Source organism: Prescottella equi (genome assembly GCF_020171745.1).
Taxonomy (GTDB): domain Bacteria; phylum Actinomycetota; class Actinomycetes; order Mycobacteriales; family Mycobacteriaceae; genus Prescottella; species Prescottella equi_A.
The window spans coordinates 414,179-440,766 of sequence record NZ_JAIVAH010000013.1; the positions used below are offsets into that span (position 1 = coordinate 414,179).

The 26,588-nt window shown below is 69.6% G+C and carries 26 protein-coding genes; 17 read left to right on the forward strand and 9 right to left on the reverse strand.

Annotated features, from left to right (window positions below; translation table 11 throughout):
- Nucleotides 1–74 precede the first annotated feature (74 nt).
- Both LCL87_RS12070 and rsrA read left to right on the forward strand, forming a co-directional pair.
- A complete protein-coding gene (locus LCL87_RS12070) occupies nt 75–875 on the forward strand; it encodes a sigma-70 family RNA polymerase sigma factor (protein ID WP_510850745.1) in 801 nt (266 codons plus the stop codon).
- The gene (gene rsrA, locus LCL87_RS12075) at nt 872–1,171 is read left to right on the forward strand and encodes a mycothiol system anti-sigma-R factor (protein WP_225019807.1); all 300 of its coding nucleotides are present in this window, start codon (nt 872–874) and stop codon (nt 1,169–1,171) included. The genes LCL87_RS12070 and rsrA overlap by 4 nt, the downstream gene beginning before the upstream one ends.
- A 98-nt stretch (nt 1,172–1,269) precedes the next feature.
- Here the strand turns inward: rsrA and LCL87_RS25860 are convergent, their stop codons facing one another.
- Nucleotides 1,270–1,344: a 50S ribosomal protein bL37 gene (locus tag LCL87_RS25860; protein WP_022597109.1), complete on the reverse strand. Its 75-nt coding sequence runs from the start codon at nt 1,342–1,344 to the stop codon at nt 1,270–1,272.
- A 72-nt stretch (nt 1,345–1,416) separates the two neighbouring features.
- Between LCL87_RS25860 and LCL87_RS12080 the strand changes: the two genes are divergently transcribed.
- Nucleotides 1,417–1,668 carry a biotin/lipoyl-binding carrier protein gene (locus LCL87_RS12080; protein ID WP_139812799.1) on the forward strand — a complete coding sequence of 84 codons (252 nt, stop codon included), beginning with the start codon at nt 1,417–1,419 and terminating at the stop codon, nt 1,666–1,668.
- A gap of 28 nt (nt 1,669–1,696) precedes the next feature.
- Nucleotides 1,697–3,208: a histidine kinase N-terminal domain-containing protein gene (locus LCL87_RS12085; RefSeq protein ID WP_225019809.1), complete on the forward strand. Its 1,512-nt coding sequence runs from the start codon at nt 1,697–1,699 to the stop codon at nt 3,206–3,208.
- Between the two features lie 128 nt (nt 3,209–3,336).
- Here LCL87_RS12085 and LCL87_RS12090 read toward each other — a convergent pair whose 3' ends face one another.
- Complete coding sequence (locus LCL87_RS12090; protein ID WP_005518766.1) at nt 3,337–3,591, reverse strand: WhiB family transcriptional regulator; 255 nt, start codon at nt 3,589–3,591, stop codon at nt 3,337–3,339.
- A 329-nt stretch (nt 3,592–3,920) separates the two neighbouring features.
- Nucleotides 3,921–4,877, reverse strand: a complete 957-nt coding sequence (locus LCL87_RS12095) for a diacylglycerol kinase family protein (protein ID WP_225019811.1) — start codon at nt 4,875–4,877, stop codon at nt 3,921–3,923.
- A gap of 45 nt (nt 4,878–4,922) precedes the next feature.
- On the opposite strand from LCL87_RS12095, the gene LCL87_RS12100 reads away from it, so the two are divergent.
- Nucleotides 4,923–5,345 carry a hypothetical protein gene (locus tag LCL87_RS12100; protein ID WP_225019813.1) on the forward strand — a complete coding sequence of 141 codons (423 nt, stop codon included), beginning with the start codon at nt 4,923–4,925 and terminating at the stop codon, nt 5,343–5,345.
- A 13-nt stretch (nt 5,346–5,358) separates the two neighbouring features.
- Here LCL87_RS12100 and LCL87_RS12105 read toward each other — a convergent pair whose 3' ends face one another.
- Together LCL87_RS12105 and LCL87_RS12110 are read right to left on the reverse strand one after the other, a co-directional pair.
- On the reverse strand, nt 5,359–5,847 hold the full coding sequence (locus LCL87_RS12105) for a GNAT family N-acetyltransferase (protein WP_225020025.1): 489 nt from the start codon (nt 5,845–5,847) through the stop codon (nt 5,359–5,361).
- A 23-nt stretch (nt 5,848–5,870) separates the two neighbouring features.
- Nucleotides 5,871–6,485: an acid phosphatase gene (locus tag LCL87_RS12110; RefSeq protein WP_225019816.1), complete on the reverse strand. Its 615-nt coding sequence runs from the start codon at nt 6,483–6,485 to the stop codon at nt 5,871–5,873.
- A 55-nt stretch (nt 6,486–6,540) separates the two neighbouring features.
- On the opposite strand from LCL87_RS12110, the gene LCL87_RS12115 reads away from it, so the two are divergent.
- A complete protein-coding gene (locus tag LCL87_RS12115; RefSeq protein WP_225019817.1) occupies nt 6,541–7,344 on the forward strand; it encodes an AAA family ATPase in 804 nt (267 codons plus the stop codon).
- A 15-nt stretch (nt 7,345–7,359) separates the two neighbouring features.
- Here the strand turns inward: LCL87_RS12115 and LCL87_RS12120 are convergent, their stop codons facing one another.
- Nucleotides 7,360–8,574 (reverse strand): Rv3212 family protein, encoded by a 1,215-nt coding sequence (locus LCL87_RS12120; RefSeq protein ID WP_225019819.1) that lies wholly within the window; start codon nt 8,572–8,574, stop codon nt 7,360–7,362.
- Nucleotides 8,575–8,594: 20 nt separating this feature from the next.
- Nucleotides 8,595–10,244, reverse strand: a complete 1,650-nt coding sequence (locus LCL87_RS12125) for a DEAD/DEAH box helicase (RefSeq protein WP_225019821.1) — start codon at nt 10,242–10,244, stop codon at nt 8,595–8,597.
- A gap of 368 nt (nt 10,245–10,612) precedes the next feature.
- Here LCL87_RS12125 and LCL87_RS12130 point away from each other — a divergent pair, with 368 nt between their 5' ends.
- Both LCL87_RS12130 and LCL87_RS12135 read left to right on the forward strand, forming a co-directional pair.
- A complete protein-coding gene (locus LCL87_RS12130) occupies nt 10,613–11,293 on the forward strand; it encodes a ferritin-like fold-containing protein (RefSeq protein ID WP_225019823.1) in 681 nt (226 codons plus the stop codon).
- A 106-nt stretch (nt 11,294–11,399) separates the two neighbouring features.
- Nucleotides 11,400–11,630, forward strand: a complete 231-nt coding sequence (locus LCL87_RS12135) for a DUF3107 domain-containing protein (RefSeq protein ID WP_225020026.1) — start codon at nt 11,400–11,402, stop codon at nt 11,628–11,630.
- A gap of 95 nt (nt 11,631–11,725) precedes the next feature.
- Here LCL87_RS12135 and fasR read toward each other — a convergent pair whose 3' ends face one another.
- Nucleotides 11,726–12,397 carry an HTH-type transcriptional activator FasR gene (fasR, locus tag LCL87_RS12140; RefSeq protein WP_013416717.1) on the reverse strand — a complete coding sequence of 224 codons (672 nt, stop codon included), beginning with the start codon at nt 12,395–12,397 and terminating at the stop codon, nt 11,726–11,728.
- 360 nt (nt 12,398–12,757) lie between these two features.
- Between fasR and LCL87_RS12145 the strand changes: the two genes are divergently transcribed.
- The 4 genes from LCL87_RS12145 to LCL87_RS12160 are packed head-to-tail and all read left to right on the forward strand — an operon-like array spanning nt 12,758 to nt 16,743.
- Nucleotides 12,758–13,846 carry a DUF3152 domain-containing protein gene (locus tag LCL87_RS12145; RefSeq protein ID WP_225019825.1) on the forward strand — a complete coding sequence of 363 codons (1,089 nt, stop codon included), beginning with the start codon at nt 12,758–12,760 and terminating at the stop codon, nt 13,844–13,846.
- Nucleotides 13,847–13,855: 9 nt separating this feature from the next.
- Nucleotides 13,856–14,611 carry a beta-phosphoglucomutase family hydrolase gene (locus LCL87_RS12150; protein ID WP_225019828.1) on the forward strand — a complete coding sequence of 252 codons (756 nt, stop codon included), beginning with the start codon at nt 13,856–13,858 and terminating at the stop codon, nt 14,609–14,611.
- Nucleotides 14,612–14,652: 41 nt separating this feature from the next.
- Nucleotides 14,653–15,831 carry an adenylyltransferase/sulfurtransferase MoeZ gene (gene moeZ, locus LCL87_RS12155; protein ID WP_225019830.1) on the forward strand — a complete coding sequence of 393 codons (1,179 nt, stop codon included), beginning with the start codon at nt 14,653–14,655 and terminating at the stop codon, nt 15,829–15,831.
- Nucleotides 15,832–15,888: 57 nt separating this feature from the next.
- A complete protein-coding gene (locus tag LCL87_RS12160) occupies nt 15,889–16,743 on the forward strand; it encodes a TIGR02569 family protein (RefSeq protein ID WP_225019832.1) in 855 nt (284 codons plus the stop codon).
- A gap of 10 nt (nt 16,744–16,753) precedes the next feature.
- On the opposite strand, the gene LCL87_RS12165 is transcribed toward LCL87_RS12160, so the two are convergent.
- Nucleotides 16,754–17,419, reverse strand: coding sequence for a FadR/GntR family transcriptional regulator (locus LCL87_RS12165; RefSeq protein WP_225019834.1), 666 nt, complete (start codon nt 17,417–17,419; stop codon nt 16,754–16,756).
- 259 nt (nt 17,420–17,678) lie between these two features.
- Here LCL87_RS12165 and LCL87_RS12170 point away from each other — a divergent pair, with 259 nt between their 5' ends.
- The 5 genes from LCL87_RS12170 (at nt 17,679) to nirB (ending at nt 26,549) form a co-directional block, all read left to right on the forward strand.
- Nucleotides 17,679–18,845, forward strand: coding sequence for a CynX/NimT family MFS transporter (locus LCL87_RS12170; RefSeq protein WP_225020027.1), 1,167 nt, complete (start codon nt 17,679–17,681; stop codon nt 18,843–18,845).
- 132 nt (nt 18,846–18,977) lie between these two features.
- Nucleotides 18,978–20,426: a nitrate/nitrite transporter gene (locus LCL87_RS12175; RefSeq protein ID WP_510850746.1), complete on the forward strand. Its 1,449-nt coding sequence runs from the start codon at nt 18,978–18,980 to the stop codon at nt 20,424–20,426.
- The gene (locus LCL87_RS12180; protein WP_225019836.1) at nt 20,423–22,543 is read left to right on the forward strand and encodes a molybdopterin oxidoreductase family protein; all 2,121 of its coding nucleotides are present in this window, start codon (nt 20,423–20,425) and stop codon (nt 22,541–22,543) included. The genes LCL87_RS12175 and LCL87_RS12180 overlap by 4 nt, the downstream gene beginning before the upstream one ends.
- On the forward strand, nt 22,540–24,027 hold the full coding sequence (locus LCL87_RS12185; protein ID WP_225019838.1) for an FAD-dependent oxidoreductase: 1,488 nt from the start codon (nt 22,540–22,542) through the stop codon (nt 24,025–24,027). Before LCL87_RS12180 ends, LCL87_RS12185 begins: the two co-directional genes overlap by 4 nt.
- A complete protein-coding gene (gene nirB, locus LCL87_RS12190) occupies nt 24,024–26,549 on the forward strand; it encodes a nitrite reductase large subunit NirB (RefSeq protein WP_225019840.1) in 2,526 nt (841 codons plus the stop codon). The genes LCL87_RS12185 and nirB overlap by 4 nt, the downstream gene beginning before the upstream one ends.
- Nucleotides 26,550–26,588: the final 39 nt, after the last annotated feature.

A 26,588-nucleotide genomic window follows, 5' to 3' on the forward strand; every position in this document is an offset into this window, starting at 1 on the left:
CGCGCACGGGAACAGACTCTCGTTCCGCGCTGTTGATATCTCGCGAGACGCTGCATCAGCGAAGGGAGTGGTTCGTGCCGGTGTTGTGCGCAGAACGGGTTCGTCCGGAGGCCGCGGCGGATTTCGTGACCGAGACGCATCCCTCGATAGCCCCGGGGTTGGCGGTAGCCTTGACCCCTACGGCAAGCGAAGGGATCAGCGTGCTGGACGATCACGAACCCGCGAACGAGGCCGCGGGTGACGGCCCGGAGTCCCAGGACCAACTGATCGAGCGGTTCGAGCGTGACGCGCTACCGCTGCTCGATCAGCTGTACGGTGCCGCGCTGCGCATGACGCGCAACCCGGCGGACGCCGAGGACCTGGTGCAGGAGACGTACGTCAAGGCGTACTCGGCGTTCCGTTCCTTCAAGGAGGGGACGAACCTCAAGGCCTGGCTGTACCGCATCCTCACCAACACCTACATCAACTCCTACCGCAAGAAGCAGCGTCAGCCTGCGCAGTACCCGACGGACGAGATCACCGACTGGCAGCTGGCCGCGACGGCCGAGCACACCTCGACCGGTCTGCGCTCCGCCGAGGTCGAGGCGCTCGACGCGCTCCCGGACGACGACATCAAGGCGGCCCTGCAGGAACTCCCGGAGGAGTTCCGGATGGCGGTGTACTACGCCGACGTCGAGGGATTCCCCTACAAGGAGATCGCGGAGATCATGGGCACGCCGATCGGCACCGTGATGTCCCGACTGCACCGCGGGCGCAAGCAGTTGCGGGGTCTGCTCGCGGATGTCGCCCGGGAACGTGGATTCAACCGCGGGGGCGCCGTCGACGCCGCCGAGCGCAGCAGTGCCGTCGAGGCGGAGCGGGAGGTTACTCGGTGACCGGGGAGAACGAATTCGAGCAGTTGGACTGCTCGGCGGTGATCGCGGACGTGTGGTTGCTGCTCGACAGCGAGTGCGACGAGCATTCCCGCGCGCGGATCGAGCGGCACCTCGAGAACTGTGGAGCGTGCTTCGCGGCGTACGGCATCGAGGAGAAGGTCAAGAGGCTGATCGGGCGTAAGTGTGGTGGGGATCATGCACCCGCCGGCCTGCGCGAACGCCTGTCGATCGAGATCCGTCGGACGGTGGTCGTCACCGAGACCGGGCTGGTCGGGGATCTCGACACCGATCGCTGACCTGCGCAGATACGACGATCGGGGGGGGGGGGGGGGGGGGGGGGGGGGGGCCGGCAAGCTGTCGCTTGCCGCCCCCCGATTCTCGTCTACAGCCTTACTCAGGCGTTGGGACGCTTGCCGTGGTTGGCGGCGTTGCCCTTGCGGCTGCGCTTCTTACGACCACGCTTACCCATGAGTAGCTCCTTCTCTGTTCGAACTCGGGTTCGTCCTAGTGTTTCACGTGTGGTTGGCTGTGGTTCCATTGGCTGGTCCGCGACCGTCCACGAACAGTGAGGTGCCAGGTGGCAGAAGATGTGCGCGCCGAGATGGTTTCGACCGTTTACCAGGTCGTTGTCAGTGCAGGCGAAGAGGTCAACGAGGGCGACACCCTGGTGATCCTCGAGTCCATGAAGATGGAAATCCCCGTTCTGGCCGAGGTCACCGGCAAGGTGACGTCCGTCGACGTGAAGGTCGGCGATGTCATCCAGCAGGGCGATCTGATCGCCACCATCAGCTGAACCAGAGAAGCGATTCGGAGCCTGGCACATGTCGACCCTGAGCGACCTGCTCGCCGAGCACACCGACCTTCCCGGTAACGCGGTAGACCACCTGCAGCAGGTGGTGGGCGAATGGCAGCTACTCGCGGACCTGTCTTTCGCCGATGTCCTGCTGTGGGTGGCCACCGAGCGGCCGGAGGGGGCCGACGGTGCGGTGCCGGGGACCGTCGTGTGCGTCGCGCAGTGCCGGCCGACAACGGCCTCCACCGCATTTCCCGACGACGCCGTCGGCTCGGTGGTCTCGGAGTCCGAGCATCCGCAGGTGCTCCGGGCGCTTGTCGAGGGCGAGATCGTCAGCGAGGTCGATCATTCGTGGCGTGGGGGAGCGCCCCTACGCAGGGAAGCGGTCCCGGTCCGCTGCGACGGTGAGGTGATCGCCGTCCTGAGCCGGGACACCAACCTGGCGCAGCAGCGTGCCCAGAGCCCCCTCGAAGTCGCGTACCTCGATTGCGCCGCCGACCTGTGCCAGATGATCAGCGAGGGGACGTTCCCCAACCCGGAGACCCGCTCCGACACCAATTCGAGCCCCCGCGCCGGCGACGGTTTCATCCGTCTCGATCCCGAGGGGCGGGTGGTGTACTCGAGCCCGAACGCGTTGTCGGCCTACCACCGGATGGGTCTGAACACCGATCTGGTGGGCAAGGACCTGGCGTCCACGACGCGCTCGCTCATCACCGATCCGTTCGAATCGCAGGAAGTGGCCGACTACATCAGCGGCACGCTCGGCGGTCGGCTCGGACACCGGATGGAGATCGAGGCCCGTGGGGCGACCGTTCTGCTCCGGGCCCTCGTGCTCAAGCCGCGCGGCACGGTGGTCGGCGCCGCCGTGGTGATCCGTGACGTCACCGAGGTGAAGCGCCGTGATCGCGCGCTGCTGAGCAAGGACGCGACGATCCGGGAGATTCACCACCGGGTCAAGAACAATCTCCAGACGGTCGCGGCGCTGCTGCGCCTGCAGGCCCGCCGCACCGAGAACGAGGAGGCGCGGCTGGCGCTGAGCGAGTCGGTCCGGCGGGTGACTTCCATTGCGCTCGTTCATGATGCGCTGTCGATGTCGGTGGACGAGGAAGTCGATCTCGACGAGGTCGTGGACAGTCTCGTGCCGATCCTCGCGGACGTCGCGTCGGTCAACATGCCGATCAAGATCAAGCGTGAGGGCAGTCTCGGCGTGTTCTCCGCCGAGCGGGCGACTCCGCTTGTGATGGTGCTGACGGAACTCGTGCAGAACGCGATCGAGCACGCCTTCGAGCCGGGAGAATCGGGGACGGTGTACCTGCGCTCGGATCGATCCGCGCGTTGGCTCGACGTCGTCATCCACGACGACGGGCGCGGACTTCCGGCCGGGTTCAGTCTCGAGAAGTCGGACCGGTTGGGACTTCAGATCGTGCGGACCCTGGTGGGCGCGGAGTTGGGTGGTTCCCTCGGGCTGCATCCGTCGCCGAACGGTGGAACCGACGCTGTGCTCCGCGTGCCGCTGGGTCGGCGGTCACCGCGAAGCTAGGCGACGTCGCGCCCGCCGGGCGCGGTCGATGGTTCTTACATTCGCGGTTCTTACGTTCGCGTCACGAAAAGCGTGAAACGACGGAGGGCCCGGCACCTCGTGGTGCCGAGCCCTCCGCGAAAGCCGTATCAGACCGCGGTGCGTGCGCGGGTCCGAGCGTTGCGGCGCTTGAGGGCGCGACGCTCGTCCTCGCTCATGCCGCCCCAGACGCCGGCGTCCTGGCCGGACTCGAGGGCCCAGGACAGGCACTCGGCGGTGACGGGGCAACGGTTGCAGACAACCTTGGCATCAGCAATCTGCGCGAGAGCCGGGCCGCTGTTTCCCACCGGGAAGAACAGTTCGGGATCCTCGTCGCGACAGATTGCGGTGTGACGCCAGTCCATCTTTCTACTCCTTAGTTGGGTGCAATGTGCACCGTTATGTATTCGCAAGTTCATGGGCGCTTACTTGGAAGTTTCAGCGCTGTTACTTGTGAATGCTTTCACGAACCGAGGGGAAGTCAATAGAAAACGACTGCACCGTGGGCAAGCTCACTCGGTTAGGCTCCCCTATGTGGTCCCTCGTCCTTTCTACACCCACCTGGGGATTTGCGCACCCCATCTGGGCATTTGGGTGCGGACGAGTGACCGATCGGCCGGTTGGGAGGCCTCGATCGGGCGTCCGATTGAGTGGAACGGGGCGCAGAAGGCCGCGATCGGGGCCGATCCGGGGATCAGCGCGGTGCGGGTGCGACGACCTCGAGTGCGTCCGGCACCGCGACGAATGTCACATCGGTTCGCAGGCCGATATAGTCGCCGTCCATTTGCAGGCCGATCGGGGAACTCGAACGGATGTGGATTTGTGGAACGTCGTCGAATCGAATCAATGAATGTGATTTAGGCGATAATCCGGCGGAAAGTAGTTGACGAACTACGCGAAGACTGGCAAAGACGCGCATGGTCCGCATCGCGAACAGTCCGAGGCCGGTGTCGAAGCCCGTCCCCGGATTCGTGTGCACCTCACGCCTGTTCAGATACGTCCACGGAGTCGAGTTCGAGACGAAGGCGTAGTGGATGCCCTCGATCGGTTCGCGGTCGGGCACGGTCACCGTCAATGTCGGCTCCTCGCGCTTCGCGCGGAAGAATGCGCGGACGGCATGACGCACGTAGCGCCCCGGCGTGACCGCCTGTCCATTGTTGCGGCCCCTGTCGACGGCCTCACAGACCTGTGCGTCGAGGCCCATGCCCGCATTGAACGTGAACCAGCGGTTGTCGCAGTGGCCGAGGCCGATCGTCCGGCGTCGGCGCAACGCGAGGAGATCGATCAACTGATTCGTGGCGTCGACCGGATCGGGTTCGATGCCCAGCGAGCGCGCGAACACGTTCGCCGATCCGCCGGGGACGACCGCCACCAGTGGGATCGGGCCGATCGGAACCGAGCGCATCGACTTGGGATGCGGCTCGCCGAGCAGGCCGTTGACCACTTCGTTCACCGTGCCGTCGCCGCCGTGGACAATGATCAGCGCGACGCCGTCGGTGCGGGCCTTCGCGGCCAGTTCGCCGGCGTGTCCGCGGTGCGTCGTGTGCGCGACGTCGAGGCGGACCCGGCTCGACAGCGCGTGTGCGAGCAGGTCTCGGCCCGCAGGTGTGGTCGAGGTGGCGTTGGGGTTGACGATCAGCAGCGCGCGCACGGGGCATCAGCCTAGCCGGGTCCGGTCGATGTATAGGCTGGCTGCGTGTCGAATCAGTCTGCGTCCGCCCCTACTCCCAGCACGGTCCTCCGGGCCGGCGCGATCGTCGCTCTCGAGGGTGCGGCCGCTGTCGGTTTCGCGATCTTCCTGGTGGTGCGGGGTCTGCTCGGCGCCGATCAGAGCGTCACGAGCGGCTACGGTACCGCCGTCTGGTTCATCATCCTCGGCGGTGCCGTGCTGGCGGCCGGCATCGCGCTGCTGCGCGGGCAGCGCTGGGGACGCACGATCGCGCTCATGGCGCAGCTGCTGCTGCTGCCCGTCACGTGGTACGTGCTGACCTCGCACCGCTGGTTCTGGGGTGTTCTGCTCGGCGCCGTGGTGCTCACGGCGCTCGCGATGCTGTTCGCAGGCAGCACCTCTCGCTGGATGGCCGAGGCCTACGGGGCCCCGGACGCCGACGAGGAGTGAGCTCCGGGGCCGGTCACGGCACCCGGGTGGCGAGGGCTGCCAGCGCGTCCCCGCTGAGTCGATAGGTGGTCCATTCGTCCTGCGCGACCGCGTCGAGTGATTCGTAGAACCCGATCGACGGCGTGTTCCAGTTCAACACCGACCACGCCAGACGCGTGTACCCCTTCGTGACGCACTCCTCGGCGAGCGTCGCCAACAGCGCCGTGCCGTAGCCGGCGCCGCGGTGCTCGGGCGTGACGTACAGATCCTCGAGGTAGATGCCGTGCACGCCGTCCCACGTGGAGAAGTTGCGGAACCAGATCGCCGTGCCCACGACCGTCGGCCCGTCCGCCGCCTGGACCTCGACGACGTGGGCGAAGGTCGCCGGCTCCGGGCCGAACAGTGCGGCGGTGATCTGCTCGGGGACCACAGTGCACTCGTGCCGGGCCTTCTCGTACTCGGCGAGTTCGTAGATCAGCCCGGTGATGGCGTCGACGTCGTCGGGCGTCGCGCGCCGGATCACCGCGGTGGTGCTCGTTGATTCGCTCACTGACGGCCCTCTCTCGGGGTGACGTTGTGGGTCTGGATCGTGCGGAACCCGTGCTCGTAGCTCAGGACGGTGTGTGCGGCGGGCTCGAGCAGGAAGCGCCGGCCCTCGGCGACCGGGAGCTCCACCCAGCGCGCGATCACGGCCCGCATGAAGTGGCCGTGCCCCACCAGCACCACGTCCCGGTCCGCGAGAGCGGCCTCGGCGGTGTGGACCACCATGTCGGCCCGCGAGGTGACCATTTCGTGGGTCTCGCCGCCCGGGCACGGGTGGGTCCACACCGTCCAGTGCGGGACCTGCTCGCGGATCTCGGGGGTGGTGAGACCCTCGAACTCGCCGTAATCCCATTCGGTCAACGCGTCCCAGCGCCGGTCGTGGGTCAGCCCCGCGAGGGTCGCGGTGACGTGTGCCCGTCGTCGCGGGCTGGTGACGACCAGCGGGTTGTTCAGCGCGAGTTCCGACAGCTGTACGCCGGCCTCCCGGGCCTGGACCGCGCCGCGCTCGGTGAGGGGCACCTCGGTGGTGCTCGTGTGCCGGCCGAGGCGCGCCCACTCGGTCTCCCCGTGTCGCAGCAGAACCAGTCGGCGCTCGGGTGCGGTCATGGGATCAATCATGCCGGGTGCGGCCGAACCCTCGCCTTCGGGCCTCGAGTACGCAAGGATCTAGGCCGTGACGACGGTACTGGCTGTAGCGAATCAAAAGGGTGGGGTAGCCAAGACCACGACGGTCGCGTCTCTGGGGGCGGCACTCGTGGACCTCGACCGGCGGGTGCTGGTGGTGGATCTGGACCCACAGGGATGTCTGACATTCTCGTTGGGGCACAACCCCGATCGGCTCGAGGCGTCGGTGCACGACGTGCTCACGGGGGACGTGCCGGTCGCGGACGTGCTGCTCGACACCGACGACGGCGTCAAGTTGCTACCCGCGACCATCGACCTGGCGGGCGCGGAGGCGCTGCTGTTGATGCGCCCGGGGCGCGAGTTCGCGCTCAAGCGGGCGCTGGCGCCGGTCCTCGACGACTTCGACGTGATCATCATCGACTGCCCGCCGTCGCTGGGCGTGCTCACCCTCAATGGACTGACCGCGGCGCAGCAGGTGCTGGTGCCGCTGCAGTGCGAGACGCTCGCGCACCGCGGTGTGGGGCAGTTGCTGCGGACCGTCTCCGAGGTCCAGCAGATCACCAACCCCGATCTGGTGCTGCTCGGTGCGCTGCCGACGCTGTACGACGCGCGCACCACGCACAGCCGCGACGTCCTGTCCGACGTCTCGGACCGCTACGACCTGCCGGTGCTGGCCCCGCCGATCCCGCGCACGGTGCGGTTCGCGGAGGCGTCGGCGTCCGGCGCGACCGTGCTGGCGGGCCGCAAGAACAAGGGCGGAGAGGCGTATCGCCAACTGGCGCATCATCTTTCGACGCACTGGACCGGCAAGGCCGAGCTGGTGACCTTCTCGCCGTACGAGGGGACGGCCTGATCGCGCCCGAGTGACTCAGCGCAGCGCGACGACCTCGTCGCCGCGCTGCTCGAGCACGATGTCGCCGAGGATCGCCGTCGCGATCGGGGCGGCGTCGCTGTCGCGGGTAACGGGGATTCGTTCCTGCTCGACGCCCGTCGCGGGGTCGAGGACGGCGATCGCGCCGGGCACCGGGACCAGCAGCGAGCCGGCCATGATCGCGCCGGGGCCGAGGGCGCCGGTCATGGTCCATTTCGGCGCCAGTTCGCTGGTGGAGAGGGCGATCAGCTCGGTGCCGGTCCACCACGTGAAGACGGAACCGTTGCGGGCGGCGGTCGCGTCGGCGCCGACCGCGGTGGTGACTGGGTGGGAGGCGATCTCGGCGCCGGCGCCGTCGACGACAGCGATCCGGGCCTCGGAGATCGGGCCCGCGGGCAGGAACACCGCGGTGCGGTCGCCGGACGCCGCGATGAGCCGGGCGCCGGATGTGTCCGCGCCGGGACCGGTCAACAGTGTCGAGCCGAACTCCTGCGGTTCCTGATTGTCCTTCGGGGCGGCGTCGAGGACGCTGATCCGGTCGCCGGCCTCACCGGGGCAGTGCATCAGCACGGTCACCCGGGTACCGCCGGCCGCCGCCGATTTCAGGTCGCAGTCCGGTCGCGGTTGCTTGCCGGGGTTGATCGGCGCGTCGACCCGGCCGAACTCGAGGGTTCGGACCAGATCGGACCGCCACAGTTCCATCCGCTCCGAACCGCGGGATACCACGTAGGTGCCGTCGTAGGAGAGGGTGACCGCGTCGTCGGCGTCGCTGGACCGCTGCGCCTTGCGTGCGCCGGTCGCGCCGTCGAGTTGGGTGACCTGGCTGCAGCCACGCTGATCGCGGTAGACCGCGACGACGGTGTTCCAGGCTCCGATGGCGCCGCACAGCGGCATGTCCCGCTGGTAACGCCACCGCTCGTCTCCGGTGACGGGGTCGCGGCCGAGGACCGTTCCGCCGTCGGCGGTCGCAACCGTGCCGTCGGCGACGATCGGGGCGGCCGATCCGGGGCTGGCGGCCTGCCAGATTTCGTTCAGTGAAGAGGGTGGAGAGAGGGGGGTGTCCACCGCGGCCGCGGGAGTATCCGCGGTCACCGAGGTGGTTCCCCGAGCGTCGCTCCGGATCCAGATCGCCGCCGCGGCGACCGCGACGAGAATCGCGATGGTCGCGGCGACGGCGACGTCCAGACGGGTACGACGCTCGGGTGCCAGCACAGGTGGCAGGTTACCCCGAACTACTCGGCGGCCGCCGTGGCGCTCACGGGCTGGGAGTCAGTCTGCGCAGGCGCGCCGTCGGCGGACGCGGGACGACGACGGCGACGACGGCGGCGCGGTGCGGAGGTGCCCTCGTCGGCCGCGGCCGACGCGACCTCGGGAGCCTTCTCGCCGGACGTCGCGGTGGCGTCCGCCGGGGCCGATCCGTCGGTGGCCTTGCCGCCGCGGGTGCGACGACGCGAACGCTTGGGGGCGTCCGACTTCTCGGACTTCTCGCCGCGGTCGCGGGACTCGCCCGCGGCCTTGGTGTCCTTTGCCGGACGCTCGGAGCGGGGCTTGCGGATCGAACCCTTTGCGTCCGTGGGGATACCGAGATCCTCGTACAGGTGCGGCGAGCTCGAGTAGGTCTCGACGGGCTCGGCGACACCGAGATCGAGGGCCTTGTCGATCAGCTGCCAGCGGGGGATGTCGTCCCAGTCGACCAACGTGATCGCGGTTCCGGTGCGGCCGGCGCGACCGGTGCGGCCGATGCGGTGCACGTAGGTCTTCTCGTCTTCGGGGCACTGGTAGTTGATGACGTGCGTGACGTCGTCGATGTCGATGCCGCGGGCCGCGACGTCGGTGGCGACGAGCACGTCGACCTTGCCGGTGCGGAATCCGGCGAGGGCCTTCTCGCGCGCGACCTGGCCGAGGTCACCGTGCACGGCGCCGACGTTGAAGCCGCGCTCGTTCAGGTCGTCCGCGACCTTCTGCGCGGTGCGCTTGGTGCGGGTGAAGATCATCGTCGCGCCGCGGCCGTCGGCCTGCAGGACGCGGGCCACCATCTCGGCCTTGTCGAGCGCGTGCGCGCGGTAGATGTGCTGCGTGGTGCGCTCGTGGACGGCGGACGAGTCCGCTTCCTCGGCGCGGATGTGCGTCGGCTGCGTCAGGAACGTGCGGGCCAGCGTGATGATCGGGCCCGGCATGGTGGCCGAGAACAGCATCGTCTGGCGCTTGTCCGGAACCATGCCGAGGATGCGCTCGATGTCGGGCAGGAAGCCGAGGTCGAGCATCTCGTCGGCCTCGTCGAGGACGAGGACGCCGACCTTGCCCAGGATCAGGTGACCCTGGTTGGCGAGGTCGAGCAGGCGGCCCGGCGTGCCGACGATGACGTCGACGCCCTTGCGGAGCGCGTCGATCTGCTGCTCGTAGGGACGGCCGCCGTAGATCGAGAAGACCTGCAGCGGCTTCTTGCCGGCCTCGAGGTACTTCGACGCGTTCTCGAGGTCCTCCGTCACCTGGATGCACAGCTCGCGCGTCGGCACGATCACCAGCGCGCGGGGCGTGCCGTCGAGCGCGGTGGTGCCGGAATCAGCGGTGGCAACGCGATGGAGCAGCGGAACGCCGAAGCCGAAGGTCTTGCCCATGCCGGTGCGGGCCTGACCGATGAGGTCGTCGCCGGCGAGCGCGAGGGGGAGCGTGAGCTCCTGGATGGCGAACGTGCGCTCGATGCCGATCTCGGCGAGCGCCTTGACGATCTCGTCGCGGACACCGAGCTCACCGAAAGTGGGCGGGGTGTGCGTCTCGTCCAGCTGCGCGGACAGCGTGGTCTCGGTTGCTGCGTGGTTACTGTCTTCGTGGTCGATCGTGATCTTGCTCAGGGAACTGGCCTTCCTCGTATCGGCACGCACGCACGAGGTAAGGGGCCAGGCCGTAAGTCGGCCGAGTCGGTGCCCTCTTGTGCGGTGGCCCTGCCTCCGTCTCAGCGCGGAAATCGAGTGGATCTCGGCGAGACGCGGCGGGCGCCGTCGATCAGGTGCGCGCACATTATCTTCGGGAGTCCGAATCCGTTTCGCGCCCGAATCGTTCGAATTCAACTCGAATTCGTCGCTCCGGAGTCATGCTCCGGGACCGGGACCAGCGCGGAAATAACGGTCTCCCGTCGCAATTGTAGCGGTCCGGCGCTTCGCGGCCGACACCTGCATGGCGTAGATCACCATTCCGGGCAGGTCCCGTCGTTGCCGGGAGCACGTCACGACACGGATTAGGCTGTGGCGTCATGGGAGCCGATTCACAGACGTCGTCCGTGCCCGCCATCGCCGCGGACCACCCCGGTGTGGCCGAGTTGTTCGCCGTTCTCGCGTACGGCGAGATCTCCGCGTTCTACCGTCTGGCGGAGGATGCCCAGATGGCACCCACGCTGCGGGGGCGGGTCGCGCTCGCCAGCATGGCCGCCGCCGAGATGGGGCACTTCGAGACGCTGCACGAGGCGCTCACCGACCGGGGCCTCGAGGTCTACGCGGCGATGGATCCGTTCGTCCGGGCCCTGGATGCCTACCACGCGTCGACGGACCCGTCGACGTGGCTCGAGTCGCTGGTGAAGGCGTACGTCGGTGACGGTATCGCGGCCGATTTCTACCTCGAGATCGCACATTCGCTCGACCCCGCGGTGGGCGGGATCGTCCGCGAGGTGCTGGCCGAGGTCGGTCACTCCGAGTTCGTCGTGCAGGAGGTTCGGAGCGCGGTTGCCGCGAGCACGAGCGAGAAGGACCGGCTGATGCTGTGGGGTCGCCGGCTGCTCGGCGAAGCGATCACGCAGGCCCAGTTCGTCCTCGCCCGCCGTGAGGACCTCACCGACCTCGTCATGACGGCGACCGGCAGCCTCAACGGCGTCGCCGCCCTGTTCGACAACATGCAGGCGAAGCACGCCGAACGGATGGCCGTACTCGGCCTGGTCTGAGCACACTGTTCGCTCTCAGCACAGCGGCGCAGCAGGCTCGGGTGGGCGGGGCTGCATTAATCTGGCCGGGACAGCTTCAAGCGCTCGGAGAGTTCGGAGGTTGACCGTGGAGGTCAAGATCGGTGTAACTGACAGCCCGCGTGAGCTGGTCGTCAACAGCGTCCTCACGCCCGACGAGGTGGAGGCGCTCGTGACGAAGTCGCTCGCGGAGGCGGGCGGTGTGCTCTCGCTCGTCGACGAGAAGGGGCGCAAGTTCCTCGTCCAGGCCGCGCGGATCACCTACGTGGAGATCGGCCCGTCGGACAGCCGCAAGGTCGGGTTCGCGCCGACCAGCTAGAGCCGGAAATACGCCAAGGGCGCGGAGTCGTGACGACTCCGCGCCCTTGGCGTATGCCCTTCGCGAAAGTGCGCGAACTACATGGACTACACGGACTACTTGGTCTCGGCGTGCAGCGGCACGTGCGAGAGGCCACCCCACGCGAGGGCGACGGTCGTGTCGACCGCTTCCTCCTTGGGGATCGGCCGAGCGGCCTCGAGCCAGTACCGTGCGGTGAACTGGCTCGCGCCGACGAGGCCGACGGCGAGGATGCGGGCCCGGTACGGATCGAGTCCCGAATCGTGCGCGACCAGGTCGAAGACCGCGTCGACGCATGCCTCGGTGGCCTGCTCGACGCGGCGCGCCACCTGAGGCTCGCCCATCAGGTCGGACTCGAACACCAGACGGAAACCCTGCGTGTCGGTGTCGACGAAGTCGAAGAATGCCTGCACGGCCGCCCGGACACGCTGGCGGTTGTCGGTCGTCGACCGCAGCGCCTGGCGCACACCCGAGATGAGGGTGTCGACGTAGCTCTGCAGAACCGCGACGTACAGCTCCAGCTTGCCGGGGAAGTGCTGGTACAGGACCGGCTTGCTCACGCCGGCGCACTCGGCGATCTCGTCCATGCCGGCGGCGTGGTAGCCGCGGCTGACGAAGACCTCGCTGGCGGCCGCGAGCAACTGAAGACGCCGCGCGTCCCGGGGTAGCCGGGTATTGCGGCGGGTGCCCTGACCGTTTGCGGTCGTGGCGGCGCGATCGGAGTGTGTCCGATCCGCGAGTTCAGTCATGTCGCTCCCAATCTGCACAAAGAGCCCCGCTTCGTTCGGTGTCCGACCTCTCACGAACGCCTCGGGGCAAGATAAATCATTTGCACGATACCCGGACGCTTCTCGGCCGATTTCGCTGTCCTGAACTTGTCGTCGACGTGCCGTGTGCCCGGCATCGTCACGTCCCCTGTCTGCGAGTATTCCAGGATTCCACACTCGGGACACGCCCGCGCGGTGAGCAATCACCGGTCGGCGGTGGCAGTGCGGGGCGGTGCGCGGCCACTTCAGGGGGCGGTGGGCCACCTCACACGCGGGTGCGGTGCCCTCCGGATTTCCGGCGCGCCGGGTGAACCGCCGGGCGGTCTGTGAGATTCTGGCGGGGTGACTGACCGAGGAGGACCGCGCCTGGGGGGCACAGTTCCCGAGGTGTCCGACGACCCGAGATCGGGTGATTCTCGGCCCTCGGGCGTCGATCCCGGCCGCGTGCCCGATCCACACGAGCCGCTGCGCGCGCTGTGGGATCCGACCCGCCGCAACATCGGCCGTCCCCGGGTGCCGCGCCCCGAGCGGGATGCGCGCAAGCAGAGCAGGCTCGGCCGGTTCGTCTCGATGTACGGGTGGCGCGCGTACGCGATCCCGGTGCTGTTGATCGTCACGGTCCTGGTCCTCGTCGACGCCGTCCGCGGGATCGGCGATTCGGACTCCGCGGCCTCCGCAGACCCCGGGTTCGGTGTGCTCAGCCACGAGGACGGCACCGACATCGTCGGAGTCCCGCCGCTCGCGGACGGCAATTTCGCCGACACCGTGCCCGCGGGAGCGCTGCCGGACGGTGGACCGTTCACCGCGTCGGCCGCGCGCACCTGGCACGTCGTGCCGGGCGCGACCGGTCAGGTCGGTCAGGGCACCGAGCGGGTGTTCACGTACAGCATCGAGGTCGAGGACGGGATCGATACGGCCGGCTTCGGCGGCGACGAGTCGTTCGGCCGGATGGTCGACCAGACGCTCGGGAATCCGAAGAGCTGGACCCGCGATCCGCGATTCGCGTTCCGCCGGGTGGATGCGACCGACCCGCTGCTGAAGGACGGGAACGGGCCCGACTTCCGGATCTCGCTGACCTCGCAGGAGACGATCCGCGAGGTGTGTGGGTACGACATCCAGCTCGAGGTGTCGTGCTTCAACCCCGGGATCGACCGGGTGGTGCTGAACGAGCCCCGCTGGGTGCGCGGCGCGACGGCCTTCCAGGGCGACATCGGTTCGTACCGGCAGTACCAGATCAACCACGAGGTGGGGCACGCGATCGGGTACCAGGCGCATCAGCCGTGCGAGGCCGACGGCGGGCTGGCCCCGGTGATGATGCAGCAGTCGTTCGGCACCGCGAACAACGACATCGCCAAGCTCGATCCGGAGGGCGTGGTCCCGATGGACGGCAAGGTGTGCCGCTTCAATCCCTGGCCCTACCCCCGAGGCTGAGGACCGACGATGACCGCCGCCGGAACCGCCCGCATCGGGGACACCGTGTGCGCAGGATTCCTGTTCGACATGGACGGCGTCGTCACCGACACCGCGCGCGTGCACGAGCGGGCGTGGAAGCGCCTGTTCGACGGGTTTCTCGCCGAGCGCGGCCGGGGCGAGTCGCCGTTCACGTCCGACGACTACCTGCAGTACGTGGACGGCCGGCCGCGCGTCGACGGCGTCGCGTCGTTCCTGGCGTCCCGGTCGATCGACATTCCGCACGGGCAGCCGTCGGATCCGCCAACCGAACACACGGTGTGCGGACTCGCGGCCCGCAAGGACGCGATGTTCGGCCACGAACTCGACGAGCACGGGGTCGAAGCGTTCCCCGGCACCGTCGCGCTCATCCGCAGGCTGCGCGCGGCGCACGTCTCGGTCGCGTTGGTGACCGCGAGCCGCAACGCGGTGCGCGTGCTCGACGCGGCGGGCGTGATCGACCTGTTCGACGCCCGCGTCGACGGCATGGACGTCGACCGGCTCTCGCTCGCCGGCAAGCCCGAACCCGACACGTATCTCGAGGGGGCCCGGCGGCTGGGGCTGGCGGCGTCGGAGTGCGTGGTGCTCGAGGACGCGCTCGCGGGCGTCGAGGCGGGCCGGCGCGGCGCCTTCGGGGTGGTCGTCGGTGTGGATCGGACCCATCACGCGGAGGCGTTGCGTGACGCCGGCGCGGACGTCGTGGTGTCCGACCTGAGCGACCTCGAGGTGGGATTGCCGACCGCCTAGGCTGGACGCGAGCGTTGACCGGTCGAGTTCAGGAGCGTGTGGTGTCCGCGAAGAGTCCGCTTCCCCCTCTGGTGGAGCCTGCGGCGGAGTTGAGCCGTGACGAGGTGGCCCGGTACAGCCGGCACCTGATCATCCCGAACGTGGGTACGACGGGGCAGAAGCGACTGAGGAACGCGCGCGTCCTGGTGATCGGCGCGGGCGGGCTGGGCTCGCCGACGCTGATGTACCTGGCGGCCGCGGGTGTCGGCACGATCGGCATCGTCGACTTCGACGTCGTCGACGAGTCGAATCTGCAGCGCCAGGTCATCCACGGCACCGCCGACGTCGGACGTTCCAAGGCTCAGAGCGCGCGGGATTCCATCCACGAGATCAACCCGCACGTCGACGTCCGGCTGCACGAGTTCCGGCTCGACGCGTCCAACGCCGTCGCGCTGTTCGGCGAGTACGACCTGATCCTCGACGGCGCCGACAACTTCGCCACCCGCTACCTCGTCAACGATGCCGCCGTGCTGGCGGGGCGCCCGTACGTGTGGGGTTCGATCTATCGGTTCGAGGGGCAGGTGTCGGTGTTCTGGGAGGCCGCCCCGGACGGGCGCGGCATCACGCTGCGCGACCTGTACCCGGAGGCTCCGCCGCCGGGCACGGTGCCGTCGTGCGCGGAGGGCGGCGTGCTGGGCGTGCTGTGCGCGTCGATCGGGTCGATCATGGCGACCGAGGCGATCAAGCTGATCACCGGCATCGGGGAGTCGCTGCTGGGCCGGCTGATGATCTACGACGCTCTCGCGATGAACTACCGGACCGTGCGGCTCAGTCGTGACCCCGACCGGGTGGCCGTCACCGAACTCGTCGATTACGACGCGTTCTGCGGAGTGACACCGGTGACCGAAACCGAGCGGGACGCCACGATCACCCCGCTGGAGTTGCGTGCGCTGCTCGACGCGGGTGCCGACATCGCGATCGTCGACGTCCGGGAACCGGTGGAGTGGGACATCGTCCACCTGCCCGGGGCGACGCTGATCCCGAAGGATCGGATCCTGTCGGGGGAGGCTCTTTCCGAGCTGCCGCAGGACAAGCGCATCGTGCTGCACTGCAAGACCGGTGTCCGCTCGGCGGAGGCGCTGGCAGCGGTCCGCAAGGCCGGATTCGCCGACGCGGTGCACCTGCAGGGCGGCGTCATCGCCTGGGCGCACCAGGTCGATCCGTCGCTTCCGGTCTACTGAGCATTCGCACGGAGCGCCTCACCGAAACGGACGGTCTGCGGCGGTAGCCTGACGCCCGTGAGCTCTACGCAACCGCCCCAGCACGTCTGTTCGACGTTCGGTCTCCGTGAGGTCGAGCCGGTCGCGTTGGGTGCCGACTGGGACGGTGGCTGGCGCTGCGGCGACGTCGTGCTGTCGGCCGTCGCCGATCATGCGCGTGCGGCGTGGTCCGCGAAGGTGCGCGAGACGCTCGCAGTGGACGCGGTGCGGTTGGCCCGTCCGGTGCGCGCGACCGACGGCCGGTACGTCGTCTCCGGTTGGCGCGCCGACACATTCCTGGAGGGCTCCTCGGAGCCGCGGCACGACGAGGTCGTCTCGCTGTCGCTGCGTCTGCACGCCGCGACCGCGCAGCTCGAGCGCCCGCGATTCCTCGCGCAGCCGCCGGTGGCGCCGTGGGCCGACGTCGACGTGTTCGTCGCCGCGGACCGGGCCGCGTGGGAGACCGTCCCGCTGCGGACCGCGCGTGCCGCCGGGGCACTCGAGGACCTGACGCCCGATGCCAAGCGCAGCGTCGACGTGATCGGCCAGCTCGCGACCCTGCGCAAGCCGGTGCGGTCTCCGGACCAGTTGGTGCACGGCGATCTGTTCGGCACCGTCCTGTTCGACGGCAGCGCGGCGCCCGGCGTCACCGACATCACCCCGTACTGGCGTCCGGCATCCTGGGCGGCGGGCGTGATCGTGGTCGACGCGCTGTCCTGGGGCGGTGCCGACGAGGGCCTGATCGGGCGTTGGGAAGACCTGCCGGAGTGGCCGCAGATGTTGTTGCGGGCGTTGCTCTTCCGGCTCTCGGTCCACGCTCTGCACCCGCGCTCGACGCCCGACGCGCTGCCCGGGCTGCTCCGCACCGCGGATCTGATCCGGCTCATCCTCTAGCGGCGCCGATCTACGCGTAGCCCGCCAGCAGTTCGTCGAAGAAGCAGCGGGCCGCGGCGACGGCTCGCTCGCTGTCACCGTCGATGACCGCCTCGACCAGTTGGCTGTGCTCGTCGTGGAAACCCGCTCCCGTCGCGGACGCGTGCTTGGTGACCGTTTCCTCGATCGCGGGGAGCAGCGAGTCGTAGAACTCCAGGTACACCCGGTTGTGGCTGGCCGCGACGATGCCGCGGTGCAGCGCGATGTCGGCCGCGATCGCGGTGCGCAGGTCGCTGCCGTGCCAGGCCTCGGTTCGGGCCGCGAGCAGGGCACGCAGGTTCTCGATGTCGGCGTCGTCGCGTCGTCGCGCGGCCAGTCCCGCGGCGGTCACGTCCAGCGACTGACGTAGTTCCAGCACGTCGCGTTCGTGCGCGCCGGCGAAGTACTTGCCGAGCGTGCCGCTCACCTCGGACGCCGCGAGCACATAGGTGCCCGATCCCTGCCGTCGCTCGAGCAGGCCGGTGTGCACGAGGGCCTGCACCGCCTCGCGGACGGTGTTGCGTCCGGTACCGGTGAGTTCCGAGAGTTCGGGCTCCGTGGGGATGCGGGAGCCGACCGGCCAGTTGCCGGATCGGATCTCGTCCCGGAGTTGCTCGGTCACCTGGTTGATCAGGGTGCTGCGGCGGACGGGTTGCAACGGCGCTCCTGCGGGTAGACGTGGGTCACACGAATTATGCTTTGCCCTCTTTCGTCGGGTCATCCTATGATTTATCGGGTCGAGTGCCAAAGCCCCCCGGCGGGTGCGCTCCCGAAATTCTTCGACGATCGATCACGGAACGAGGCAGTACATGACCGCGCCTGCAGGCAGTTCCCGCTCCGCGGGTTCCACCGCCCAGGCCCCGCGTGGGCCGCAACCCCTCCTGTCAGGCCGGGTACTGGTGTTCGCCGCGATCGCGATGTCGGCACTGGTGCTGCGAACGGCGGTCACCTCGTTCACGCCCCTCGCGGAACAGATCAGCGACGACCTCGGCTTCTCGTCCACCGTCGTCGGCGTCTTCGGCATGGTCCCGACCGCGATGTTCGCGGTGTTCGGTCTGCTCACCCCGGCCATCGCGCGCCGACTCGGGCTCGAATGGACCGCCCTGCTCGGCATGCTGATGGCCGGTGTCGGAATGCTGACGCGCGCGATGGTGTCGGACACGTGGTCGCTGCTGGCGTTGTCGGCGCTGGCGCTCGGCGGCATGGGTATCGGCAACGTCGTGATCCCGCCGCTGGTCAAGCGGTACTTCGGCGACCGGTTGGCGCTGATGAGCTCGGTCTACATCACCGGCGTGCAGATCGGCACGATCCTGCCGGCGACGGTCGCGGTGCCGCTCGCGGACGCGTTCGACTGGCGGATCTCGATCGGCGTGTGGTCGCTGCTGGGCTTCGCGGCGGCCGCGCCGTGGCTGATGATCCTCGCCCGCGGGCGCAAGCAGAACGGCGGCACCACCGCCGCGGCGGCGCTGCCCGCCGAGTCGCACGCGCCCGGACGTCCGTGGCGCTCGCCGGTCGGGTGGGGGATGGCCGGCATGTTCGGCATGACATCACTCATCACGTACTCGATGTTCACGTGGATCCCGAAGATCCTCACCGAGGCCGGGGCGAGCGAATCGTTCGGTGGCAGCATGGTCGCGCTGTTCTCGTTCATGGGCCTGATCGCCGCGTTCGGCGCACCGAGCGTGTGTGCCCGGATGCGCAATCCGTTCCCCATCGTGGTCGGCTGCGCGATCTGCTACGCGATCGGCTTCACCGGACTGTTCCTCGCGCCGATGGCGGCGCCGATCCTGTGGGTGATCGTGATCGGCCTGGGCCCGAGCACGTTCCCGATGTCGCTGACGCTGATCAACCTGCGCACCCGCACCCACACCGGGTCCGCCGCGCTGTCCGGATTCACGCAGGGCATCGGCTACACGGTGGCGTGCATCGGCCCGCTGCTGTTCGGCGTGCTGCACGAGTCGACCGGCGGTTGGGGTGCGCCGTTCGCGCTGCTCGGCGTCGCCGTCGTCGTGGTGCTGATCTCCGCATGGGCGGCGTGCAAGCCCCGCATGCTCGAGGACAGCTGGGGCGCGAAAACCGTCTGACCTGGGTGTCCGCCGACCTCACCGCCCGGACGAGCGATCGTGAGCGAGAGTTGACGGACGGGTCATCGGGCGCAGCACCGACGCAACACCGGCCTCCTACCTTGGGGTTTCCCACACAGGTAGGAGGCCCAGGTGACCACTCTCTCCGATCGGCCCACAGCACCGTCCGCGAGCGCGCCCGTGGTGCGCGGACACCGTATCGAGCACTGGGACGCCGAGGACGTCGACGCCTGGGAGGCCGGCGGCAAGGCGATCGCCCGACGCAATCTCGTGTGGTCGGTGGTGGCCGAGCATGTCGGCTTCTCGATCTGGTCGATCTGGTCGGTGATGGTGCTGTTCATGCCGACCGACGTGTTCGGCATCGACGCGGCCGGCAAGTTCTTCCTCGTGGCCGTCCCGACCCTCGTCGGTTCGCTCCTCCGCATCCCGTACACGGTGGCGACGGCCCGGTTCGGCGGACGTAACTGGACGATCTTCAGCGCCCTGGTGCTGCTGGTCCCGACGCTGCTGACGCTGTGGTTCGTGATGCACCCGGGCACGTCGTACACGACGTTTCTGCTGGTGGCGGCCACCGCCGGTGTCGGCGGCGGCAACTTCGCGTCGTCGATGGCGAACATCAACGCCTTCTACCCGCAGCGGCTCAAGGGGTGGGCGCTCGGACTGAACGCGGGCGGCGGCAACATCGGTGTGCCGGTCATCCAGTTGGTGGGCCTGCTGGTCATCGCGACGGTCGGCAACACCGCGCCGTACCTGGTGTGCGCGGTCTACCTCGTGCTCATCGCGGTCGCGGCGGTCGGGGCGGCGCTGTTCATGGACAACCTCGGAAACCAGAAGGCCGACCTGCGCTCGATGGGTGAGGCGCTGCGGGTGCGCGAGTCGTGGATCGTCAGCTTCCTCTACATCGGCACGTTCGGATCGTTCATCGGGTTCAGCTTCGCGTTCGGACAGGTGCTGCAGATCAACTTCCTGGCAGGCGGTGACACCCCGGCGCAGGCCGCGCTGCACGCCGCGCAGATCGCGTTCCTGGGACCGCTGCTCGGATCGATCGCCCGCCCGCTCGGCGGCAGGCTCGCCGACCGGATCGGTGGCGGACGGATCACGCTGTGGACGTTCGCGGCCATGGTGCTCGCCGCGGCGGTCCTCGTCGCCGCCGGCACCGCCGACGACGCCACTCCCGGCGCGGCGACGGGGGCCACCATGACGGCACTGGTGATCGGCTTCGTGGCGCTGTTCGTGCTCTCCGGCCTCGGCAACGGCTCGGTGTACAAGCTGATCCCGTCGATCTTCGAGAGTCGGTCCCGTACGCTCGACGGACTGGACGCCGGTGCCCGGGCTGCGTGGTCGCGCAACATGACCGGTGCCCTCATCGGGTTCGCCGGCGCGATCGGCGGCCTCGGCGGCGTCGGGATCAACCTGGTGCTGCGGGCGTCGTACAGCAGCCCCGCCAAGTCGGCGACCATGGCGTTCTGGGTGTTCCTCGGCTTCTACGTCGTGTGCGCGGTGGTCACCTGGATCGTGTTCGTGCGACGCACCTCGATCGCGAAAGAGACTGCCGGACAGCCGATCGCGGTGACGTCGTGACGGCGCCTGTCGTCGTCGGCCGGACCGACACACACTGCCCCTACTGCGGCCTGCAGTGCGCGATGACGCTCACCGCCGGCGGGGTGTCCGGGGTGACCGTGACGGCCCGGCAGTTCCCGACCAACCGCGGCGGCCTGTGCCAGAAGGGGTGGACCAGCGCGGAACTGCTGCGGCACCCGGACCGGCTCACCACCCCGCTGGTCCGGGTCGGCGGTCGACTGCGGCCGACGTCGTGGGAGGACGCCCTCGACCGGGTCGCCGACGGCTTCCGCGCCGTGCAGGCGGCCGGGGGACGCGACGCGGTGGGGATCTTCGGCGGCGGCGGGCTCACCAACGAGAAGGCGTACATGCTCGGCAAGTTCGCCCGAGTCGCGCTCGGCACGTCGAACATCGACTACAACGGGCGGTTCTGCATGTCCTCGGCCGCCGCGGCCGGGATCCGCGCGTTCGGCCTGGACCGCGGGCTACCGTTCCCGGTCTCGGATCTGACGTCGGCGAGGGCGATCCTGCTGGTCGGGGGCAACGTCGCCGAGACGATGCCGCCGCTGGTCGGGCACCTGACGGCCGCGGCCGACGCGGGCGGGCTGATCGTGGCCGACCCCCGGCGCACCGCGACCGCGGACCGGGCACTGGCCGGCGGTGGCCTGCACCTGCAGCTCGCGCCCGGCACGGATCTGCCGCTCGCGCTGGGGATGCTGCACCTCGCGGTCACCGAGGGACATCTCGACCGCGAATACATCGAGGCCCGCACGTCCGGCTTCGACGACGCGTGGCTCGCGGCGGCGCAGTGGTGGCCCGAGCGCACCGAACGCGTGACCGGGGTGCCGGTCGCGGCGCTGCGCCGGGCCGTGGAGATCCTGTCGCGCTCCCGCCGGGACGACACCGGTGCCTACGTCCTCACCGCCCGCGGCACCGAGCAGCACGCGACCGGCACCGACACCGTCTCCGCGTGGATCGGGCTGGCGCTCGCGCTGGGCCTGCCCGGACGCCGGGGCAGCGGCTGCGGGCCGGTCACCGGCCAGGGCAACGGTCAGGGCGGACGCGAGCACGGTCAGAAGGCCGACCAACTGCCCGGCTACCGCAAGATCACCGATCCGTCTGCGCGTGAACATGTCTCGCGGGTGTGGGGCATCGACCCGTCGGAGCTGCCCGGTCCCGGCCGCAGCGCGTACGAACTGCTCGACGCGCTCGGGCGCCTGGACGGCCCCCGCGCGCTGATGGTGCACGGCGCGAACCTTGCGGTGTCCGCGCCGCGGGCCGGGCACGTCGTCGACCGGCTGCGTTCCCTGGACCTACTGGTGGTGTGCGACTTCCTGCTGTCGGAGACTGCCGCGATGGCCGACGTGGTGCTGCCGGTCCTGCAGTGGGCCGAGGAGGAGGGCACCATCACTAGCCTCGAGGGACGGGTGCTCCGGCGTCGCCGCGGCACGACGCCGCCGGACGGTGCCCGCAGCGAGCTCGAGGTCCTGCGGGAGCTGGCGATTCGGCTCGGGCAGCCCGCGCACCGGTTCCCGGTGACGCCGCGGGAGGTGTTCGACGAACTGCGCGCGGCGTCCGCCGGAGGGGCCGCCGACTACGCGGGCGTCACGTACGACAGGCTCGACGCGGGGGAGACGTTGCACTGGCCGTGCCCCGACCTCGACCATCCCGGGACGCCGCGGCTGTTCCTGGACCGGTTCGCGACCGACGACGGGCGCGCCCGGTTCACGCCCGTCGAGCATCACGGCCCCGCCGAGGACACCGACGCCGACTTCCCGATCGTCGCGACCACCGGACGTGTTCTGGCGCACTACCAGTCGGGCGCGCAGACCCGCCGGGTTGCCGAGCTGGCGGCCGCGGCCGGGTCGATGTTCGTCCAGGTGCACCCGGACACCGCGGCACGGGCGGGCGTGCGGGACGGGGACGACGCGGTGGTCGTCGGCCGCCGCGGCCGTGTCGTCGTCGCGGTCCGCTGCGACGACTCGATGCGTCTCGACACGGTGTTCCTGCCGTTCCACTTCGCCGGCGATGCCCGCGCCAACCTGCTCACCAACCCGGCGCTCGATCCGACCAGCCGGATGCCCGAGTTCAAGGTGTGCGCGGTGCGCCTCGAACCTCGCACGGAGGCGGCGTCGTGACCCGGGTGGTGATCGTCGGCAACGGCATGGCCGGGGCCCGGCTCGCGGAAGAGTTGCGGCGGCGCGAACGTGACCCGGCCCGGCTGGAGGTGGTGGTGTTCGGCGCCGAGCCGCGGGCCGCCTACAACCGGATCCTGCTGTCGAACGTGTTGGCGGGCAGCATCACCGCCCGCGACACCCGGCTGCGGCCGGACGACTGGTGGGCACGCAACCACGTCGACGTCCGCGTCGGGGTGCGGGTGACCGGCATCGACCCGTCGGCGCGCACGGTGTGCGCCGACGACGGCACGGTGCTCGGTTACGACGAACTGGTGCTCGCGACGGGCAGCGTCCCGTTCGTGCCGCGTATCGACGGAATGACGGCCGACGACGACGGTGTCGTCGCGTTCCGAACGGTGGGGGACTGCGAACGCATCGCGGCCGCCGCGGGCCCGGGGTGCCGGGCGGTGGTGCTCGGCGGCGGACTGCTCGGGCTCGAGGCAGCCCGCGGGCTGCTGCTGCGCGGCGCCGACGTCACCGTCGTGCATCCCAAGGCGGTGCCGATGGAGCGACAGTTGGACGACGGCGGCGGCCGGGTCCTCACCCGCGTCCTGGTCGGTCTCGGGGTGCGGGTGCTACTCGACCGTCGGGCGGTCGGCCTGCGCCGCAACGACACCGGCCGGACGCTCGTACTCGGAGACGGCACCGAACTGCCCGCCGACCTGGTGGTGCTCGCCGCGGGGATCCGGCCGGCCACCGACCTGCCGTCCGCTGTCGGAGCAACGGTGGAGCACGGGATCGTCGTCGACGACGCGCTGCGCACCGACGTCTCGCACGTGTGGGCGATCGGGGAGTGCGCGCAGCATCGCGGCGAGGTGTACGGACTGGTGCAGCCGGGGTGGGAGCAGGCGGAGGTGGTCGCGGACCGGATCACCGGCATCGACCCGGCCGCCGAATACCACGGCACCCCGCCGGTGACCCGGCTCAAGGCCCACGACATCGATCTCGCGTCGATGGGGGACGTGAGTGCGGACCTGCACGACTTGGACTGTGACGTGCTGGTTCTCGCTGATCCGGCTCGCGGGCGCTACGCCAAGTTGGTAGTCGCGGACGAGTTGATCGTCGGCGCGGTGCTGCTCGGATCGCCCGACGTCGTCGGCACGATCACTCAGATGTTCGACGCGAAACTACCTGTCCCGCAAGACCGGATGGCCCTGCTGACCGGTCGGGCCGGGACGGCGGTGGAGTCCGCCAGCCCCGCGGGGATGCCGGGCAGCGCGGTGATCTGCCGCTGCAACTCCGTCACCAAGGCGAACCTCACGGGCGCGTGGCGCGCGGGCGCGCGATCGGTCGCGGCACTCGCGACGGCGACCCGCGCGACGACGGGTTGCGGCGGCTGCGGTTCCGCGGTGGAAGGCATCTGCGAGTGGCTGCGGACCACCGATCCGCAGAGCGAGAACGGCGAGGACACAACACAACCGGCCCGGAAGGAAGGTGCGGCATGAGCGAGCGGACCGCGATCGTGATCGGACACGGCATGGTGGGACACCGGTTCGTCGAGGCGCTGCGGGCGCGCGACGACGCCGACACCTGGAGGGTGACCGTGCTGTGCGAGGAGGATGTGCCGGCCTACGACCGGGTCGCCTTGTCGTCGTACGTCGGGTCCTGGGATGTGCGCGAACTCGCGCTGGCGGGCAATGACTTCGGCGGGGACGGCGCCGTCGACCTGCGGGTGGGGGTGCGAGCCGAGTCGATCGACCGGGTCGCGCGCACCGTGACGACGTCCACGGGAGAGACGCTGCATTACGACGCGCTCGTCCTCGCGACCGGGTCGTATCCGTTCGTGCCGCCGGTGCCGGGACACGAGCACGACCTGTGCTTCGTGTACCGCACGCCGTCCGATCTGGACGGGATCCGGGCGCGGGCCGAGGAGGTCGGACAGGGTGCGGCCGGTGTCGTGGTCGGCGGCGGACTGCTGGGACTCGAGGCGGCGAACGCGCTGCGGCAGTTGGGTATGACGCCGCATGTGGTCGAGCACAACGCCCGCCTGATGCCGCTGCAGGTCGACGAGGGCGGCGGCGCCGTGCTGGCCCGGCTGGTCACCGATCTCGGGCTCGCGCTGCACACCGGTACCGGCATCGCGTCGATCACCGACGGCCCGGCCGGGGTGCGCGTGGAACTGTCCGACGGTGCGGTGATCGACGCGGCCCTGCTGGTGTTCTCGGCCGGCATCCGCCCACGGGACCAGTTGGCCCGCGACGCGGGTCTCGACGTGGCCGAGCGCGGCGGCATCCTCACCGACAGCGGGTGTGTCACGTCCGATCCCGCGGTGTTCGCGGTCGGCGAGTGCGCCGCCGTGGAGGGGCGCTGCTACGGGCTGGTCGCGCCCGGATACACCACCGCGGAGGTGGTCGCGGACCGGCTCCTCGGCGGGGACGCGGTGTTCCCGGGCGCCGACCTGTCGACCAAGCTCAAGCTGCTCGGGGTGGACGTCGCGAGCTTCGGCGACGTGCACGCCACCACGCCGGGCGCCCTGGAGGTGGTGCTCAGCGACGCCGCGAAGGGCACGTACGCCAAGCTCGTCGTCTCCGACGACGCGATGACACTGCTCGGCGGCATCCTGGTCGGCGACGCCACCGCGTACGGGTCGCTGCGCCCACTCGTGGGACGGGAACTGCCCGGCGATCCGGCGGCACTGATCTCCCCGGCCGGCGAGAAGCCCGGCGCCGGAACGCTTCCCGACGACGCCCAGGTGTGTTCGTGCAACGCCGTCACCAAGGGCGAGATCTGCGCGGCCATCGCCGACGGCGCGTGCGATCTCGCCTCGGTGAAGTCGTGCACCAACGCGGGCACCACGTGCGGCGGCTGCCTGCCGACGGTCAAGGCGCTGCTCGCGTCGTCGGGCGTGGAGCTGTCGAAGGCGCTGTGCGAGCACTTCACTCAGTCCCGCGCCGAGCTGTTCGAGATCGTGCGGGCCACCGGCACCCGCACCTTCTCGGGCCTGATCGCGCAGTACGGCACCGGAACCGGCTGCGACATCTGCAAGCCCGTCGTCGCGTCGATTCTCGCCTCCACGTCGTCGGACCACGTGCTGGGAGGCGAGCAGGCGTCGCTGCAGGACACCAACGACCACTTCCTCGCCAACATCCAGCGCAACGGAACCTACTCGGTGGTGCCGCGGATGCCCGGCGGCGAGTGCACGCCCGAGCAGCTCATCACGATCGGCGAGATCGCCCGCGACTACGGCCTCTACCTCAAGCTGACCGGTGGGCAGCGGATCGACCTGTTCGGGGCCCGCGTAGAACAGTTGCCGGAGATCTGGCGGCGGCTGGTCGACGTCGGCATGGAATCCGGTCAGGCGTACGGGAAGTCGCTGCGCACTGTGAAGAGCTGCGTCGGGTCCACGTGGTGCCGGTACGGCGTGCAGGACTCGGTGGGCATGGCGGTGCGGCTCGAGAACCGGTACCGCGGTCTGCGGGCACCGCACAAGATCAAGTTCGGAGTGTCGGGGTGTGCACGCGAGTGCGCCGAGGCGCGCGGCAAGGACGTCGGCGTCATCGCCACCGAGAACGGCTGGAACCTGTACGTCGGCGGTAACGGCGGTCAGTCGCCCCGGCACGCGCAACTGCTCGCGGGCGGCCTCGACGACGAGACCCTGATCCGGTTCATCGACCGGTACCTCATGTTCTACGTGCGCACCGCCGACCGGCTGCAGCGCACCGCGCCGTGGGTGGAATCGCTGGACGGCGGGCTCGATCACCTGAAATCCGTCGTGTGCGAGGACAGCCTCGGCATCGCCGCCGACCTGGAGGCGGCGATGGCCCGGCACGTCGCCGGCTACCGCGACGAGTGGGCCGGTGTGCTCGAGGATCCGGAGAAGCTCTCGCGGTTCGTCTCGTTCGTCAATGCCCCCGACGTGCCCGACCCGACGGTGGTGTTCGACGACTCCGGACCCCGCAAGACGCCCGTGTTGATGGGCATACCGGACGTTCCGGAACAGCGTTCGGAACTCTCCTCGAGCCGGTAATCGCGGAGTAACGCCGCCGAAACAACCCGACTTTTGAAT

Bases quoted from the DNA above. Each gene is read 5' to 3' on its own strand.
- LCL87_RS12085 (WP_225019809.1), top strand. From the start codon at position 1,697: ATGTCGACCCTGAGCGACCTGCTCGCCGAGCACACCGACCTTCCCGGT.
- LCL87_RS12090 (WP_005518766.1), bottom strand. From the start codon at position 3,591: ATGGACTGGCGTCACACCGCAATCTGTCGCGACGAGGATCCCGAACTG.
- LCL87_RS12110 (WP_225019816.1), bottom strand. From the start codon at position 6,485: ATGATTGATCCCATGACCGCACCCGAGCGCCGACTGGTTCTGCTGCGA.
- LCL87_RS12130 (WP_225019823.1), top strand. From the start codon at position 10,613: ATGGGAGCCGATTCACAGACGTCGTCCGTGCCCGCCATCGCCGCGGAC.
- fasR (WP_013416717.1), bottom strand. From the start codon at position 12,397: ATGACTGAACTCGCGGATCGGACACACTCCGATCGCGCCGCCACGACC.
- LCL87_RS12150 (WP_225019828.1), top strand. From the start codon at position 13,856: ATGACCGCCGCCGGAACCGCCCGCATCGGGGACACCGTGTGCGCAGGA.
- LCL87_RS12170 (WP_225020027.1), top strand. From the start codon at position 17,679: ATGTCGGCACTGGTGCTGCGAACGGCGGTCACCTCGTTCACGCCCCTC.
- nirB (WP_225019840.1), top strand. From the start codon at position 24,024: ATGAGCGAGCGGACCGCGATCGTGATCGGACACGGCATGGTGGGACAC.